Below are 15,639 nucleotides of genomic sequence, written 5' to 3' on the forward strand. Positions count from 1 at the left end.
TTACTGCGCAGCGGCGCTGGATACTTCCAGGCAGGCCTTGATTCGTTGCCGGTAGCTGTCGTCCAGCAATGCGCGGGCCTCTGGCCGGATCCTTAGGTTTTGCAATCTCATGCTGCGCGTACTTTCCAGCAGGCCGACTTCAGCCAGCATGCGGTAGACGACTTGAGCCATCTTCTTGCGACTGGACTCAGTCCAGGTCGTGATGGCTGGATCTCGATGACTGCGCTCATCCAGGAATTCGCTCCAGTGGTAGGGTTCAAGCACCCCAGCGCGGGTAACAAAGGCATCCCGGACGACAGTTTCTATGAATTCGACGAGAAGAAGATTGCGCTCCAGAGCCGAGCAGAACACCACTTGAGTGGCGAGCTCATCGTCACCATCGCGAATGGCCTGCCAAAAGGCCGCGTCCAGCCGTTCCAAGCGCTTGCGTAAGGCCTGGGCAACGCGCTTGGCCGAAGCAGGGGTACGTTTCTGCAGTCGGTTCTCTTGCTGGATGACCTCGTACCACTGCTCGGCGTTGGCGTTCTGCAGCAGCAGGTCGGCCACAATGCGAGATTCTCGAACCTGCAGCGAGCCGCCGATCAGGTCGGAGTCATAACTGAAAGCCTGTACGCTCACCCCTGCCCCCCACCAAAGAGAAGAGGTTCAAGCCTTCTGCGATCCGTGGGCAACAGTTGCAGCGGATGCTCCCGCACACGGGAAGCGTCGTCCTCGGTAATTGCTGCCTGAAAGCGCTGCAGGGTGTAGTGAGCTAAAGCCTTACGTACGGTCAACTGTAAGCGCCCTTCCGGCATGGCGAAGTCGCGCTCGACCAAGGCTTTCTGAGAGTCGCTGAGCAGCAGATTGGGGATGAGCGTCAGAGAAATCTTCTCTTGCCATAGACAGTCGCTTTCCGCCTTAGGTGCCTCTTCATCACAAGGCTTGGGCGTACGATCAATGCGCGACAGAAGAAAATCACGGAAGTCCTCCCGCTTGTGACACCAGGCCCGTACATGCCAGCGGAAGCCCGTGTAAACCAAGGTGTGGGGAGAGATGACTCGCTCGTGTGGTGCCGGGTTGCTCATTGAGGCATAGAGGACTCTGAGACTAGTTCCCGCACGGCAAGCCCTGACTACCTCGCGCACAACCTCCGGTCGAATTGCACGGTCGGGCAACTGGACAGTGGCAACCCCCGGATGAGACTCCAGCACTTGAGCCATCGGCTGCCCGCCCTGACTCACGAGCATTTCGAGATACTCATTGACGTGCCCAGCCGTGAGCACCGGCTGGAAGCCTGCAGCTGGAACATAGCCTTTGACTGCGGGGTTATGGATGAGCGCCCCTTCGTTGAACTCCGTGTTGTACCGGTTGATGTCCGAGGAAGCCTGCTGCCGAGTAATGCCAAACCACTCGACTAGCTGAGTAGTGATCAGACGCCCCTCCCAGAAAGCAATCAGCTCAATGGCGCGCAGGCGGAGAAGGACTTCGTGTTTGAGATTGAGCATCCGCAAGGCCTGACCAGGATTCGATTCCGATACTGCCCGAGCGAAAGAAGAGTGTAAATAGACTTACTGTAAGATTTTTTACCGCAATGAAGAGAAAGATTCTCATCGCACGACCCCGAATTGAATGTTGCTCTGCAGGCAACACGGCCGTGGAGATTCTTCGAGAAGGTCGAGTGATTGGGCACTTCATCTTCCAGGCCCAGTCGGCAGAACCAGCGATAGTGCGGATTCCACGCTGACTCGGACACCCACTCCACGCGCATCCGGACAGTGATTCCACGCTGATCCGGACACTCATTCCACGAGCATCCGGACACCGACTCCACGGTCATCCGGACACTTTTCTGGCAGGCAGCCACGCAGGATTTATTCACTACCATCGATCTCTTTTTCGAAGCAGAGAGGTCGTTGTGGAGCGTTTATCCATGCGTAAAATCCGAGAGGTGTTACGCCTCAAGTTCGACTGCGGCCTGTCCGTGCGCAAGATCGCCCGCAGCCTGGGCATTGGCCACAGCAGTGCCGGTGATTACCTCTGCCGTTTTGCCGCCAGCGGCCTCACCTGGCCCTGTTCGTTGTCCGATGCCGAGTTGGAGCAGCAACTGTTCCCGCCGGCCCCGGCGGTTGCCAGTGAGAAGCGGCCTTTACCCGATTGGGCATGGGTGCATGCCGAACTGCGCCGCCCCGGGGTGACCCTGGCGCTGCTCTGGCAGGAGTACCGCCTGAGCCAGCCTCAGGGCTTTCAGTACAGCTGGTTCTGTGAGCACTACCGAGCCTGGCAGGGCAAGTTGGACGTGGTGATGCGTCAGGAGCACCGCGTCGGCGAGAAGCTGTTCGTCGACTATGCCGGCCAGACGGTGCCGGTTATCGATCGCCACAGCGGCGAGATCCGCCAGGCGCAGGTGTTCGTCGCGGTGCTCGGCGCGTCCAGCTACACCTTCGCCGAAGCCACCTGGTCGCAGCAGCTGCCGGACTGGCTAGGCTCCCATGCCCGCTGCTTCGCCTTCCTCGGCGGCGTGCCGGAGATCGTGGTGCCGGACAACCTGCGCAGCGCGGTGAGCAAGAGTCACCGCTACGAGCCGGACATCAACCCCAGCTACCGCGATCTGGCCGAGCACTATGGCGTGGCGGTGGTGCCGGCGCGGGCACGCAAACCGCGCGACAAGGCCAAGGCCGAAGTCGGCGTGCAGGTGGTCGAGCGTTGGATCCTCGCCGCACTGAGGAATCGGCAGTTCTTCTCCCTGGATGAACTCAACACGGCCATCGCCGGGCTGCTGGAGCGGCTCAACCAACGCCCGTTCAAGAAGCTGCCGGGCTCCCGGCAGTCGGCCTTCGACAGCCTGGATCGTCCGGCGCTGCGCCCCCTGCCGGAGCAACCCTACGTCTACGCCGAGTGGAAGAAGGCGCGGGTGCACATCGACTACCACGTCGAGGTCGATGGGCATTACTACTCGGTGCCGTATCAACTGGTGAAGAAGCAGCTGGAGGTGCGCCTGACGGCGCGCACCGTCGAGTTTTTCCACGCCAACCAGCGAGTGGCCAGCCACCTGCGCTCAATGCACAAGGGCAGGCACAGCACGCAGGCCGAGCACATGCCCAAGAGCCATCGCGAGCATGCCGAGTGGACGCCGCAACGGCTGATCCGCTGGGCCGAGCAGACCGGGCCGAACACCGCCGGCGTGATCCGGCACATCCTCGAACGGCGCATCCATCCGCAGCAGGGCTACCGGGCCTGCCTGGGCATCCTGCGCCTGGGTAAAACCCACGGTGAGGCGCGTCTGGAGTTGGCCTGCCGTCGCGCCATCAGCCTCGGCACGTGCAGCTACAAGAGCCTCGAATCGATCCTGCGCCAGGGGCTGGAAAACCTGCCGCTAGCTCAAACCAACCTGCCGCTGCTGCCGGACGACCACGCCAACCTGCGCGGATCCGCCTACTACCACTGACCCCAAGGAATCCCACCATGCTGCCCCATCCGACCCTGGACAAGCTGCAAACCCTGCGCCTGCACGGCATGCTCAAGGCGCTGAATGAACAACTGAAAACCCCGGACATCGACAGCCTGAGCTTCGAAGAACGCCTCGGCCTGCTGGTCGACCGCGAGCTGACCGAACGCGATGACAAGCGCCTGAGCAGCCGCCTGCGCCAGGCCCGGCTCAAGCACAACGCCTGCCTCGAAGACATCGACTACCGCAGCCCGCGCGGACTGGATAAGGCGCTGATCTTGCAACTGAGCAGTGGTCAGTGGCTGCGCGACGGCCTCAACCTGATCATCGGCGGCCCCACCGGTGTCGGTAAAACCTGGCTGGCCTGCGCCCTGGCCCACCAGGCCTGCCGGGAGGGCTACAGCGTGCGCTACCTGCGCCTGCCACGTTTGCTGGAAGGGGGAACCGCAGAATTCGGAAAAAATCGTACGCTAAGCTAACGGTGTTCTCGTGACAGCTCTTTGACTAGGCTTTCTAAGGCCATTCTGATAGCCCTGACTTCCTGAAAAGCCATGGCTAAAATTTGTGCGGCTAAAAGGGATAACCGATGGTAAAGTAAGTTATCCCTGTCGAGATACTGAAAAGCGTTATCCTCGTTTTTCCCAAAACTGTTTTGCCAGTTCGCTCAGAGCGCTAGTTAACTGAGCGACAGATTTCGCACTTTGCAAATTATTCTGCCCGGTCTGTACATTGGTATCAGCAGCATCGCGTATATTGATAATACTGCGGTTTATGTCTTCACTTACTGCTCCCTGCTGCTCGACCGCAGTCGCTATTTGCGCGTTCATGTCGGTAATTTCGTTAACGCGTTGGCCAATTCCATCAAGAGCTGTAGCTGCTTCCTCTGCGTGAGCTACACTCGTGTGCGCTTGCCGACTACTTTGCTCCATGACTGTAACAGCGGATTGCGCTCGCTCTTGTAGAGCGCTGATCATGCTTTGAATATCCGTTGTCGATTGCTGTGTGCGAGCAGCAAGACTGCGAACCTCATCGGCGACAACAGCAAAACCACGCCCCTGCTCACCAGCACGCGCGGCCTCAATTGCTGCGTTGAGTGCCAACAAATTCGTTTGCTCGGCGATCCCTCGTATAACGTCAAGAACTTTTGATATCTCGTTACTTTGACCTTCAAGCTCATGAATAACCTGAGCGGCTTGCCTAATTTCACCTTCAAGGGCAGTGATTGACTGGCTTGTGTGGGCTACCAGACGCTGGCCAGATGCCGTCTCAGTGTCTGCTCTTCCGGCCGCATCTGCAGCATGCTGTGCATTGCTCGCAACCTCTTGAATGCTTGCCGCCATTTGGTTTACTGCCGTTGCTATTTGATCTGTCTCTGCCTGCTGCTCAACTGTAAGTACATTGCTTGACTCAATATCCTTTAGTAGGCCTCGGGTGTGTTCGCTAAGCCGATTTGATGCATCACCTAAGCGACCTACTATGGCGCCTGTTTCAGCTTGCATCATTCGTAAAGCAAACTCTATTTGGCCAAACTCATCGGTGCGCCCAGTGTAGAGGGATTGACTTAATGGGTTATTGGAAATATTCCTGGCTCTTTCAACCAGTCTTCCAAGAGGAGAGAGAATAGCCAAAACACTAACAGAGCTTAAGCTTCCTGACATTAAAGTGGCTAACAATAAGCTGCTTATTGATGTATCAGTAAGCATGCCGGCAGCCATTGCGCTTGATATAATACTACCCCATATGAGCAAGAGTATTTTCACGGAAAAGCTAGCAGCCAATTTCGGCCTCGCGGCCTTCCCGCTTCTCAATTGAGCATATAATTTTTCCGCAGCCAAAACCTGCTCAGGTTCAGGCTTGGTCCTTACAGACTGGTATTCAACAATCGAACCATTCTTAGCTATTGGCGTTACATAAGCACTTACCCAATAGTGGTCGCCATTTTTACAGCGATTTTTTACTAGCCCCATCCATGAGCGGCCAGATTTTAATGTACTCCACATATGCTCAAATGCAGCAGGCGGCATATCTGGGTGTCTTACGATGTTGTGAGGCTGGCCTAATAGTTCTTCCTCAGTGAAACCACTGATTTTAATGAAGTCAGGATTAACGTACGTGATATGGCTTTGAGGGGAGGTAGTCGAAAGAATATTGGCATCTTTTGGGAGTTCTAAGTTTCGACCCGTCACTGGTAAATTCTGGCGCATAAGAGCCTCAAGGGTTGGCTGTTTTATTTTATTGTGTTCGGCATTAAGCCCAATTTCTTTAGCGTTACGATAAAACTAGCATGGAAACGATAGATGCAAGCAAGTTAAGGGTTGCATCGCGCATGTCAATCTAGGCTATACCCTAACTGGATGTCAGGCAGGGCCGCGCTGTCGTTTTCAGAAGACGACCGCACCATCTGACTGGATGTAACGCCTGGTGTGCATACGGCTCCTGACAGCCCAATATCAGGAGTCGTCTGCACCAATCTCGACTATGCTCAATACTCGTGTGCACCAAAGCGAGGTTTGGGCATGACATCAGACACTCCACCGATTGCCGCGCAAGGCGTGGCCACCCTGCCCGACGAGGCATGGGCGCAAGCCCGGCACCGGACGGAAATCATCGGGCCACTGGCAGCGCTTGAGGTGGTCGGGCATGAAGCCGCCGATGAGGCAGCCCAAGCGCTGGGCCTGTCCCGGCGACAGGTATATGTCCTGATCCGTCGCGCCCGGCAGGGTACTGGCCTGGTAACAGACCTGACGCCCGGCCGATCCGGCGGCGGCAAAGGCAAGGGGCGCTTGCCGGAACCGGTCGAGCGCATCATCCGCGAGCTGCTGCAAAAGCGCTTCCTGACCAAGCAGAAACGCAGCCTGGCGGCGTTCCACCGCGAAGTCGCGCAGGCGTGCAAAACCCAGAAGCTGCCGGTGCCGGCGCGCAACACCGTGGCCCAGCGGATTGCCGGACTACACCCGGCGAAAATAGCCCGCAGCCGGGGCGGGCAGGACGCTGCCCGTCCCTTGCAAGGCGCGGGTGGCATTCCGCCCGAAGTCACCATGCCGCTGGAACAGGTGCAGATCGACCACACCGTCATCGACCTGATCGTGGTCGACGAGCGCGACCGGCAACCGATTGGCCGCCCATATTTGACCCTCGCCATCGACGTGTTCACGCGCTGCGTACTCGGCATGGTGGTCACGCTGGAAGCGCCGTCCGCCGTCTCGGTCGGCCTATGCCTCGCGCATGCCGCCTGCGACAAGCGGCCCTGGCTGGAAGGGCTGAATGTGGAAATGGACTGGCCGATGAGCGGCAAGCCCAGGCTGCTCTATCTGGACAACGCGGCCGAGTTCAAAAGCGAAGCGCTGCGCCGTGGCTGCGAACAGCATGGCATCCGGCTGGACTATCGCCCACCAGGCCAGCCGCACTACGGCGGCATCGTGGAACGGATCATCGGCACGGCGATGCAGATGATCCACGACGAATTACCGGGGACGACCTTCTCCAATCCCGGCCAGCGCGGCGAGTACGATTCCGAGAAGATGGCCACCCTGACGCTGCGCGAGCTGGAGCGCTGGCTCGCGTTGGCGGTAGGCACCTATCACGGCTCCGTGCACAACGGCCTGCTCCAGCCGCCGGCCGCGCGCTGGGCCGAGGCCGTGGAGCGCGTTGGCGTCCCGGCCGTCGTTACCCGCCCCACCGCGTTTTTGGTCGATTTCCTGCCGGTGATCCGCCGCACCCTGACCCGCACCGGCTTTGTCATCGACCACATCCACTACTACGCCGACGCCCTCAAGCCGTGGATTGCCCGGCGCGAGCGCTTGCCCGCCTTCCTGATCCGGCGCGATCCGCGCGACATCAGCCGCATCTGGGTACTGGAACCGGAAGGTCAGCACTATCTGGAGATCCACTACCGCACCTTGTCCCATCCGGCCGTCACCCTCTGGGAACAACGCCAGGCGCTGGCCAAATTGCGTCAGCTCGGGCGCGAGCAGGTGGACGAGTCGGCGCTGTTCCGCATGATCGGGCAGATGCGCGAGATCGTGACCACCGCCCAGAAGGCCACGCGCAAGGCGCGGCGCGACGCTGATCGCCGCCAGCACCTCAAGACGTCGGAGCCACCGGCCAAGCCCATACCGCCGGATGTGGACATGGCTGACCCGCAGGCAGACAACCTGCCGCCGGCCAAACCGTTCGATCAGATCGAGGAGTGGTAGCCGTGGACGAATATCCCGTCATTGACCTGTCCCACCTGCTGCCAGCGGCACAGGGTTTGGCCAGGCTGCCGGCAGACGAGCGCATCCAGCGCATTCGCGCCGACCGCTGGATCGGCTACCCGCGCGCGGTCGAGGCGCTGAACCGGCTGGAAACTCTGTATGCGTGGCCGAACAAGCAACGCATGCCAAACCTGCTGCTGGTCGGCCCCACCAACAACGGCAAGTCGATGATCGTCGAGAAATTCCGGCGGGCGCACCCGGTCGGCACCGACGCTGACCAAGAACATATCCCGGTGCTGGTCGTGCAGATGCCGTCAGAGCCATCGGTGATCCGCTTCTATGTCGCGCTGCTGGCTGCGATGGGCGCGCCGCTGCGCCCGCGCCCACGGCTGCCGGAAATGGAGCAACTGGCGCTGGCCCTGCTGCGCAAGGTCGGCGTGCGCATGCTGGTGATCGACGAACTGCACAATGTACTGGCTGGCAACAGCGTTAACCGGCGCGAGTTCCTCAACCTGCTGCGCTTCCTCGGCAACGAGCTGCGTATCCCCCTGGTCGGGGTCGGCACGCGCGAGGCGTACCTGGCCATCCGTTCGGACGATCAGTTGGAAAACCGCTTCGAGCCGATGCTGCTGCCGCCGTGGGAGGCCAATGAGGACTGCTGCTCGCTGCTGGCCAGCTTCGCGGCGTCACTCCCGCTACGGCGGCCATCCCCGATTGCCACGCTGGACATGGCCCGCTACCTGCTCACCCGGAGCGAAGGCACCATCGGCGAGCTTGCACATCTGCTGGTGGCGGCGGCCGTCGCCGCCGTGGAGAGTGGCGAGGAAGCGATCAACCACCGCACGCTCAGCATGGCCGACTACATCGGCCCCAGTGAGCGGCGGCGACAGTTCGAGCGGGAACTGATGTGAAGTCCGCGCCGCGCTGGCCGCTGCATCCGGCACCCAAGGAAGGCGAAGCCCTGTCCTCATGGCTCAACCGGGTCGCCGCCTGCTACCAGATGGACGTGCACGAGCTGCTGGCCCACGATCTTGGTCACAGCCAACTTGATGACCTGGATACCGCACCATCCTTGTCGTTGCTGACGGCGCTCTGCCAGCGCAGTGGCGTCGAGCTGGAGCGGTTGCGCAGCATGAGTCTTGCAGGCTGGGTGCCGTGGCTGCTCGACAGTCTCGACGATTCGGTACCAGCAGCCTTGGAAACCTATACATTCCAATGCGCGGTGCTCCTGCCCAAGCGCACCCGCAAGGTGCGGTCCATCACTCGCTGGCGTGCCTGGCTACCGAGCCAGACGATTCGCCGGGCGTGTCCGCAGTGTCTGAACGATCCAACGAATCAAGCTGTGCTACTCGTCTGGCAGCTCCCCTTGATGCTGAGCTGCCCGCAGCATGGCTGCTGGCTGGAGTCCTACTGGGGCATGCCCGGCCGGTATCTTCAGTGGGAAATCGCCGATGCTGCGCCGCGCCCTGCCGATGACGCAATCGCCTGCATGGACCGGCGCACCTGGCAGGCGCTGACGACGGGTTTTGTGGAGCTGCCGCGTCGGCGTGTCCACGCCGGCTTGTGGTTCCGGCTGCTGCGCACCCTGCTTGATGAGCTGAACACGCCGCTCTCGCACTGCGGCAGTTGCTCGGCGAGCATCCGCCATGTCTGGGAGCGCTGCGGCCATCCGCTGCGCGCCGGGCAGAGTCTGTGGCGTCCCTACGAGATTCTGGCCCCGGCGGTGCAGTGGCAGATGCTGGAGGCGGCGGCCACCGCCATCACGCTGATCGAGTCAAAGGCGCTGATCCCGCGCGGGGAACAGGCCGCGCTGTTTCAGACGGAGCCGCACACTGGTTTCACCAACGGCCTGCCGGCGAAGGTGCCGAAGCCGGAACCCATCAACCACTGGCAACGAGCAGCCCAGGCCATCGATGAGGCCATCATTGAAGCGCGACACAACCCGGAGACGGCCCGCTTGCTGTTCACACTGGCGTCCTACGGGCGACGCGACCCCGAATCCCTGGAACGTTTGCGCGCCACGTTCACCAAGGAGGGCATCCCGCCGGAGTTTTTGTCACATTACGAGCCTGAATGGCCGTTTGCAGGTCTTAGACTAAATGACGGGTTAAGTGACAGTTTTTGACGGCGAGAACTTTCTGGCTCACACTGTCACATAATCGAACGTATATGTGACAGGTACGACATGCTGATAGGCTACATGCGGGTATCGAAGGCGGACGGCTCCCAGGCTACCGATTTGCAGCGCGACGCGCTGATTGCCGCCGGGGTCGATCCAGTACATCTTTACGAGGACCAGGCATCCGGCATGCGCGAGGATCGGCCCGGCTTGACGAGCTGCCTGAAGGCGTTGCGAACTGGCGACACACTGGTCGTGTGGAAACTGGATCGGCTCGGACGCGACCTGCGACATCTCATCAACACCGTGCACGACCTGACTGGGCGCGGCATCGGCTTGAAGGTATTAACCGGGCACGGCGCGGCCATCGACACCACGACCGCCGCCGGCAAGCTGGTCTTTGGCATCTTCGCCGCCCTGGCCGAGTTCGAGCGCGAGTTGATCGCGGAGCGCACGATTGCCGGCCTAGCCTCGGCCCGCGCGCGCGGGCGGAAAGGCGGCCGGCCGTTCAAGATGACCGCCGCCAAGCTGCGGCTGGCGATGGCGGCAATGGGTCAGCCAGAGACCAAGGTCGGCGACCTGTGCCAGGAACTTGGCGTCACGCGGCAGACCCTGTATCGGCATGTTTCACCCAAGGGTGAGCTACGTCCAGATGGCGAGAAGCTACTCAGCCGAATTTGATGCCGGCATGAGGCAACGTAGCGACAGCGTGGTTTGTCTCAATGGGAAGCGCTCATGATCGATCTTTGAAGGCCCGCAGCAGTCGTGTCACAGACAGGACGAACAAACCGGTCAGCGTGAGGGCTGCGATACCCCAGTACTCTCCGATGAACGCGCCGGCCGTCGTGCCGGCCAGCACAATGGCGAGAATCGGCAAATGGCAGGGACAGGTGAGCACGGCCAGCGCGCCCCACAGGTAGCCGGTGATCGGTTTGTGCGTCTCGGACGGCAAGCGCTCGGGGCTGTTCATGGCAGACTCTCCGCGTGCTGTGCCGGCTCGGTCGGCATGGTGGCCAACTGCACCTCCAGATCGGCCAACGCTTCGCGCCGACGCTCGACGAACTGGCGCAGAACGGCAAGCTGCGCGGCCGCTTCATCGCCGTCCGCAGCATCCAGCGCCCGGCACAGCCGCGCCAGCGCGTCCAGGCCGATGCCCGCCTCGAAGGCCGCCCGCACGAAGCACAGCCGTTGCAAGGCGGCATCATCGAACAGGCCATAGCCGCCCGGGGTGCACGCCACCGGACGCAGCAATCCGCGCAGCAGGTAGTCGCGCACGATATGCACGCTCACCCCGGCATCAAGGGCCAGCCGGGACACGGTGTAGGCGCTCATTGAAAACCTCCTTTTTTTATCCAGCGCAGCAGGAAAGCTGCTTCACGTCCTTGTTGAAGGTCTGCGCCGCAAGCTTCAACCCCTCGACCATTGTCAGGTAGGGGAACAACTGGTCGGCCAGTTCCTGCACCGTCATGCGGTTGCGGATGGCGAGCACCGCCGTCTGGATCAGTTCGCCCGCTTCCGGGGCCACCGCCTGCACGCCGATGAGCCGTCCGCTACCTTCCTCGATGACCAGCTTGATGAAGCCGCGTGTGTCGAAGTTGGCAAGCGCTCGCGGAACGTTGTCGAGTGTCAGCGTGCGACTGTCGGTCTCGATGCCATCGTGGTGCGCTTCCGCCTCGCTGTAGCCCACGGTGGCGACTTGCGGGTCGGTGAACACCACTGCCGGCATCGCGGTCAGATTGAGGGCTGCGTCGCCGCCGGTCATGTTGATCGCGGCACGGGTGCCGGCGGCCGCTGCCACGTAGACGAACTGCGGCTGGTCGGTGCAGTCGCCGGCCGCGTAGATGTTCGGGTTGCTCGTGCGCATGCCTTGGTCGATAACGATGGCCCCTTGCGCATTGACAGTGACCCCCGCCGCGTCCAGCGCGAGGCTGCGCGTATTCGGTGCCCGACCGGTGGCAACCAGCAACTTGTCAGCGCGCAATTCACCGTGTCCGGTGGTCAGCACGAATTCGCCGTTCACATGGGCGACCTGGCTGGCTTGCGTGTGCTCCAGCACCTCGATGCCCTCGGCGCGGAAAGCGGCTGTCACGGCCTCGCCGATGGCCGGGTCTTCCCGGAAGAACAAGGTGCTGCGTGCCAGGATCGTGACCTGGCTGCCGAGCCGGGCAAAGGCTTGCGCCAGTTCCAACGCCACCACCGACGAACCGATCACGGCCAGGCGTGCGGGAATGGTGTCGCTGACAAGCGCTTCGGTGGAAGTCCAGTAGGGTGACTCTTTCAGGCCCGGAATCGGCGGCACGGCCGGACTGGCACCGGTGGCGACCAGGCAGCGGTCGAACGTTACCTCGCGCTCGCCACCCTCGTTCAAACGGACGACCAGGCTCTGGTCGTCCTTGAAACGCGCTTCACCGTGCAAAACGGTGATGGCTGGATTGCCGTCCAGGATGCCTTCGTATTTGGCGTGCCGCAGTTCATCGACACGGGCCTGCTGCTGGGCCAGCAGTTTGCTGCGGTCAATCGCAGGCACAGTTGCCGCAATACCGCCGTCGAACGGACTTTCCCGGCGCAGATGGGCAATATGGGCAGCGCGGATCATGATCTTGGACGGCACACAGCCGATATTGACGCAGGTGCCGCCGATGGTGCCGCGTTCGATCAGCGTGACCGTCGCGCCTTGCTCGACGGCCTTCAGCGCCGCCGCCATCGCGGCCCCGCCGCTGCCAATGATGGCGATATGCAAACCGGCGCCCTCAAGTGCATCACGGATTTTTGGTTCATCTTTGAAATCACCAACCCGGATCGAGCCTTGATAACCCAATGCGGCGATGGCGGCCAGCAGTTGGTTGTGGCTCACGGCGGTGTCTGCCATGACTTGCGCGCGGCTTTCTGGATAGGACACCACAGCGGCATTCACGCCGGGAATCTTTTCCAAAGCATCTTTGACATGGGTGGCGCAGGATGTGCAGGTCATGCCATTCACGGTGATTTCGGTCATTTTTTTACTCCATTGAATTTCGGGGTGCAGCAGGCATCGGCTTGGCGTTTTCGTTGGATGGCGTAGATGGTCAAGCCGATGAAAATCGCCAGCGCAGGCAGCAGCACATAGTCCAGATAGCCGGTCAGCGCGGACAAGCCGACCACACCGAGCAAAATGACCAGAACAGGGGTGAAGCAACACAGCGCCACGAGGGTTGTGCCAATGATGCTGACCCGCAGCAGTGTCTTCGGGTCTTTCATGATCAGTTCTTGACTGATGATGGGTAGCCCGCATCCTCGGTAGCCTTGGTCAGTTTCTGCACGCTGGTCTTGGCATCATCGAAGGTGACCACCGCTTCGCGCGTCTCGAAGGTCACGTCAACTTTACTGACGCCATCGACCTTGGAAATCGCCTTCTTGACAGTGATCGGACAGGCCGAGCAGGTCATGCCCGGTACGGACAGCGTAACGGTCTGGGTGGCGGCCCACACGGGGGCAACAACGGCAGCGAGGGCAAGGGCGGAAAGCAGCTTTTTCATGGTGAACTCCTGTGATCAATAGAAAAATGGCACGACGTAGGGAAATCCGAGCGCGACCAAAACCAGCACGGCCACGCCCCAGAAAATGAGCTTGTAAGTAGCTCGCACTTGGGGAATCGCGCAAACCTCACCCGGTTTGCAGGCGGCTGACGGCCGGTAGATGCGCCGCCAGGCGAAGAACAACGCCACCAGCGCCACGCCGATAAAGATGGGGCGATAGGGTTCCAACACCGTCAAGTTGCCGATCCAAGCGCCGCTGAACCCCAAGGCGATCAGAACCAGCGGCCCGAGGCAGCAAGCCGAGGCGAGGATGGCGGCCAGCCCGCCAGTGAAGAGCGCGCCGCGCCCGTTTTGAGGTTCAGACATACGTTTGTCCTTTCGAATCTGAATTGGATAGCTTAAGCTTACTTCCGTAGTTATGTACGGAGTCAAGCGATATGGAAAACAATTTGGAGAACCTGACCATTGGCGTTTTCGCCAGGACGGCCGGGGTCAATGTGGAGACCATCCGGTTCTATCAGCGCAAGGGCTTGCTCCCGGAACCGGACAAGCCTTACGGCAGCATTCGCCGCTATGGCGAGACGGATGTAACGCGGGTGCGCTTCGTGAAATCAGCCCAGCGGTTGGGCTTCAGCCTGGATGAGATCGCCGAGCTGCTGCGGCTGGAGGATGGCACCCATTGCGAGGAAGCCAGCAGCCTGGCCGAGCACAAGCTCAAGGACGTGCGCGAGAGGATGGCTGACCTGGCGCGCATGGAGGCCGTGCTGTCTGATTTGGTGTGCGCCTGCCATGCGCGGAAGGGGAACGTTTCCTGCCCGCTGATTGCGTCACTGCAAGGGAAGAAAGAACCGCGCAGTGCGGACGCGGTGTAGCCCGAGGGAACTACGCCTTAGCGTGCTTTATTTTCCGTTTTCTGAGGCGACTCCAACGTCAGAAAAGACCGTGCGGTCGACTTTTGATATTTCGTGCTGTCGCCTTCTGAAAGTGACAGGCGCGGCACGGGAATCAAGGCATTGCGATTCTCGAAAATAGTTCTTGAAATTCTATTCTTGATTGCATATCATCTCAACGAGTTTCGATAAGAAAGGATGCCCATGCGACCGTCTGTTGTGCTTGACATGAAGCGAAGCGCAGTGCGTGAAGCGGTAGGCCGCTTTCGCGCCGCGAACCCGCGCGTCTTCGGCTCGGTGCTGCATGGCACCGACCGGGATGGCAGCGACCTCGACCTGTTGGTCGATGCGCTGCCCGGTGCCACGTTGTTGGACTTGGGCGATTTGGAAGAAGAACTGAAATCGCTGCTCGGCGTTGACGTCGATCTGCTGACTCCCGGCGACCTGCCGCCGAAGTTCCGGGCCAAGGTGCTCGCGGAGGCGCAACCGATATGAGCGAGAACCGCCTGCCCGATTACCTCGACCACATTCAGCAGGCCGCAACCGATGCGCGCAGCTTCGTGGAAGGGATGGCCAAGGACGACTTCTTGGCCGACAAGCGCACCCAGCAGGCCGTCATCATGAGCCTGATCGTCATCGGCGAGGCGGCCACAAAGGTGATGGATGGCTACGTCGAGTTCACCCAGGCGCATGCCGACGTGCCGTGGCGCAGCATGCGCAATATGCGTAATATGCGTAATCGCATGGCTCACGGCTATTTCGACATCAACCTCGATGTGGTGTGGGAGACGGTACAGGAATGGCTGCCGGCGTTGCTCCAGCAATTGCCCGCCGTGCGTCAGGATGCCGACGATGAAGACCGTAACGACAAAGGCATGGAGCCATGACCAATCAAGCCGCCGATGTTCGGCCCCTCTGGCGTGTTCGATCCCGCGACCTATGAGCCGCGCTCGGGCAAGACCTTCTGGATGGCCGCAACGGACGTGAGTTCGCTGGTGGGCAAGGAGGCAGCAGCCGACACGCTCATCGGCAACTGCACGACCGCACGACCAGCCTCCCGTTCAAATTCGAGTTAGAACTCATATCCAGCCTGTCTGGGGGCACTGTGAAAGAGGGATCTCCGATGACTGTTGAATCGAGAATATTTTCTGTAGCCGAGTATGTTCAGCCGTCCGAAGGCGAGCCTATTCGTTCCGTTGTGCTTGAAACCCGAGACTCAATTATCGTGGTTTGGCATGTCCATCCCGGGCAGGAAATTGCGGCTCACATTCATCCTCACGGCCAAGACACGTGGACTGTTTTGTCGGGAATGGCTGATTACTTTCAGGGCAATGGGATTGTTCGTGCCCTCAGGGAAGGTGAGATAGCCGTGGCAAGACCGGGCCAAGTGCACGGGGCGCGAAATACAGGTACCGAGCCATTTGTGTTCGTCTCGGTTGTGGCATCAGCCACTGCCGGTTTCGTATTGGCTGAGCGATAGAGCCCAATCTCTGGA

18 protein-coding genes and 2 pseudogenes are annotated in these 15,639 nt (G+C 60.6%); 10 read left to right on the forward strand and 10 right to left on the reverse strand.

Features of this window, described 5'->3' with window-relative positions; translation table 11 throughout:
* The 3 genes and pseudogenes from GTQ41_RS23610 to GTQ41_RS23620 all read right to left on the reverse strand — a co-directional run.
* A complete protein-coding gene (locus GTQ41_RS23610; protein WP_059392771.1) occupies nt 1-618 on the reverse strand; it encodes a DUF1819 family protein in 618 nt (205 codons plus the stop codon).
* Nucleotides 615-1,484, reverse strand: a complete 870-nt coding sequence (locus tag GTQ41_RS23615) for a YafY family protein (protein WP_059392770.1) — start codon at nt 1,482-1,484, stop codon at nt 615-617. The genes GTQ41_RS23610 and GTQ41_RS23615 overlap by 4 nt, the downstream gene beginning before the upstream one ends.
* A 143-nt stretch (nt 1,485-1,627) precedes the next feature.
* Nucleotides 1,628-1,705 (reverse strand): annotated as a pseudogene (locus GTQ41_RS23620) (transposase); the annotation flags it as partial.
* Between the two features lie 204 nt (nt 1,706-1,909).
* Here GTQ41_RS23620 and istA point away from each other — a divergent pair.
* Both istA and istB read left to right on the forward strand, forming a co-directional pair.
* Nucleotides 1,910-3,424, forward strand: a complete 1,515-nt coding sequence (gene istA, locus GTQ41_RS23625) for an IS21-like element ISPpu7 family transposase (RefSeq protein WP_019437638.1) — start codon at nt 1,910-1,912, stop codon at nt 3,422-3,424.
* A 17-nt stretch (nt 3,425-3,441) separates the two neighbouring features.
* Nucleotides 3,442-3,861: pseudogene (gene istB / locus GTQ41_RS23630) on the forward strand (IS21-like element ISPpu7 family helper ATPase IstB); the annotation flags it as partial.
* Between the two features lie 189 nt (nt 3,862-4,050).
* Here the strand turns inward: istB and GTQ41_RS23635 are convergent.
* A complete protein-coding gene (locus tag GTQ41_RS23635; protein ID WP_217325367.1) occupies nt 4,051-5,628 on the reverse strand; it encodes a PAS domain-containing methyl-accepting chemotaxis protein in 1,578 nt (525 codons plus the stop codon).
* A gap of 312 nt (nt 5,629-5,940) precedes the next feature.
* Here GTQ41_RS23635 and GTQ41_RS23640 point away from each other — a divergent pair, with 312 nt between their 5' ends.
* Genes GTQ41_RS23640 through GTQ41_RS23655 form a run of 4 tightly spaced genes read left to right on the forward strand, consistent with a single transcriptional unit; the run spans nt 5,941 to nt 10,420 of the window.
* Complete coding sequence (locus GTQ41_RS23640; protein ID WP_003465068.1) at nt 5,941-7,620, forward strand: DDE-type integrase/transposase/recombinase; 1,680 nt, start codon at nt 5,941-5,943, stop codon at nt 7,618-7,620.
* 2 nt (nt 7,621-7,622) lie between these two features.
* A complete protein-coding gene (locus tag GTQ41_RS23645) occupies nt 7,623-8,531 on the forward strand; it encodes a TniB family NTP-binding protein (protein ID WP_003465065.1) in 909 nt (302 codons plus the stop codon).
* The gene (locus GTQ41_RS23650) at nt 8,528-9,745 is read left to right on the forward strand and encodes a TniQ family protein (protein WP_003465063.1); all 1,218 of its coding nucleotides are present in this window, start codon (nt 8,528-8,530) and stop codon (nt 9,743-9,745) included. The genes GTQ41_RS23645 and GTQ41_RS23650 overlap by 4 nt, the downstream gene beginning before the upstream one ends.
* Before the next feature lie 60 nt (nt 9,746-9,805).
* Nucleotides 9,806-10,420: a recombinase family protein gene (locus GTQ41_RS23655; protein ID WP_000904941.1), complete on the forward strand. Its 615-nt coding sequence runs from the start codon at nt 9,806-9,808 to the stop codon at nt 10,418-10,420.
* 52 nt (nt 10,421-10,472) lie between these two features.
* Here GTQ41_RS23655 and merE read toward each other — a convergent pair whose 3' ends face one another.
* The 6 genes from merE to merT are packed head-to-tail and all read right to left on the reverse strand — an operon-like array spanning nt 10,473 to nt 13,620.
* Entirely contained in the window at nt 10,473-10,709 is a 237-nt protein-coding gene (gene merE, locus GTQ41_RS23660) for a broad-spectrum mercury transporter MerE (protein WP_001087809.1), read from the reverse strand.
* A complete protein-coding gene (gene merD / locus GTQ41_RS23665) occupies nt 10,706-11,071 on the reverse strand; it encodes a mercury resistance co-regulator MerD (RefSeq protein ID WP_003465059.1) in 366 nt (121 codons plus the stop codon). Before merD ends, merE begins: the two co-directional genes overlap by 4 nt.
* Nucleotides 11,072-11,087: 16 nt before the next feature.
* Entirely contained in the window at nt 11,088-12,734 is a 1,647-nt protein-coding gene (gene merA, locus GTQ41_RS23670) for a mercury(II) reductase (protein WP_000136268.1), read from the reverse strand.
* Nucleotides 12,731-12,976 (reverse strand): mercury resistance system transport protein MerF, encoded by a 246-nt coding sequence (merF, locus tag GTQ41_RS23675; RefSeq protein WP_000654684.1) that lies wholly within the window; start codon nt 12,974-12,976, stop codon nt 12,731-12,733. Before merF ends, merA begins: the two co-directional genes overlap by 4 nt.
* 2 nt (nt 12,977-12,978) lie before the next feature.
* Nucleotides 12,979-13,254 carry a mercury resistance system periplasmic binding protein MerP gene (gene merP, locus GTQ41_RS23680; protein WP_000735441.1) on the reverse strand — a complete coding sequence of 92 codons (276 nt, stop codon included), beginning with the start codon at nt 13,252-13,254 and terminating at the stop codon, nt 12,979-12,981.
* 15 nt (nt 13,255-13,269) lie between these two features.
* Entirely contained in the window at nt 13,270-13,620 is a 351-nt protein-coding gene (gene merT / locus GTQ41_RS23685) for a mercuric ion transporter MerT (protein WP_001294667.1), read from the reverse strand.
* A gap of 71 nt (nt 13,621-13,691) precedes the next feature.
* On the opposite strand from merT, the gene merR reads away from it, so the two are divergent.
* The 4 genes from merR to GTQ41_RS23705 all read left to right on the forward strand — a co-directional run bounded on the left by merR (nt 13,692) and on the right by GTQ41_RS23705 (nt 15,624).
* Nucleotides 13,692-14,126 carry an Hg(II)-responsive transcriptional regulator gene (merR, locus tag GTQ41_RS23690; RefSeq protein ID WP_000429838.1) on the forward strand — a complete coding sequence of 145 codons (435 nt, stop codon included), beginning with the start codon at nt 13,692-13,694 and terminating at the stop codon, nt 14,124-14,126.
* Between the two features lie 222 nt (nt 14,127-14,348).
* Nucleotides 14,349-14,639 carry a nucleotidyltransferase gene (locus GTQ41_RS23695; protein WP_001247892.1) on the forward strand — a complete coding sequence of 97 codons (291 nt, stop codon included), beginning with the start codon at nt 14,349-14,351 and terminating at the stop codon, nt 14,637-14,639.
* Nucleotides 14,636-15,031, forward strand: a complete 396-nt coding sequence (locus tag GTQ41_RS23700; protein ID WP_025297688.1) for a DUF86 domain-containing protein — start codon at nt 14,636-14,638, stop codon at nt 15,029-15,031. The genes GTQ41_RS23695 and GTQ41_RS23700 overlap by 4 nt, the downstream gene beginning before the upstream one ends.
* 236 nt (nt 15,032-15,267) lie before the next feature.
* Nucleotides 15,268-15,624, forward strand: coding sequence for a cupin domain-containing protein (locus GTQ41_RS23705; RefSeq protein WP_121367752.1), 357 nt, complete (start codon nt 15,268-15,270; stop codon nt 15,622-15,624).
* The last annotated feature ends 15 nt before the right edge of the window (nt 15,625-15,639 follow it).

This window comes from Pseudomonas sp. AN-B15 (assembly GCF_019056475.1).
GTDB classification, from domain to species: domain Bacteria; phylum Pseudomonadota; class Gammaproteobacteria; order Pseudomonadales; family Pseudomonadaceae; genus Aquipseudomonas; species Aquipseudomonas parakoreensis.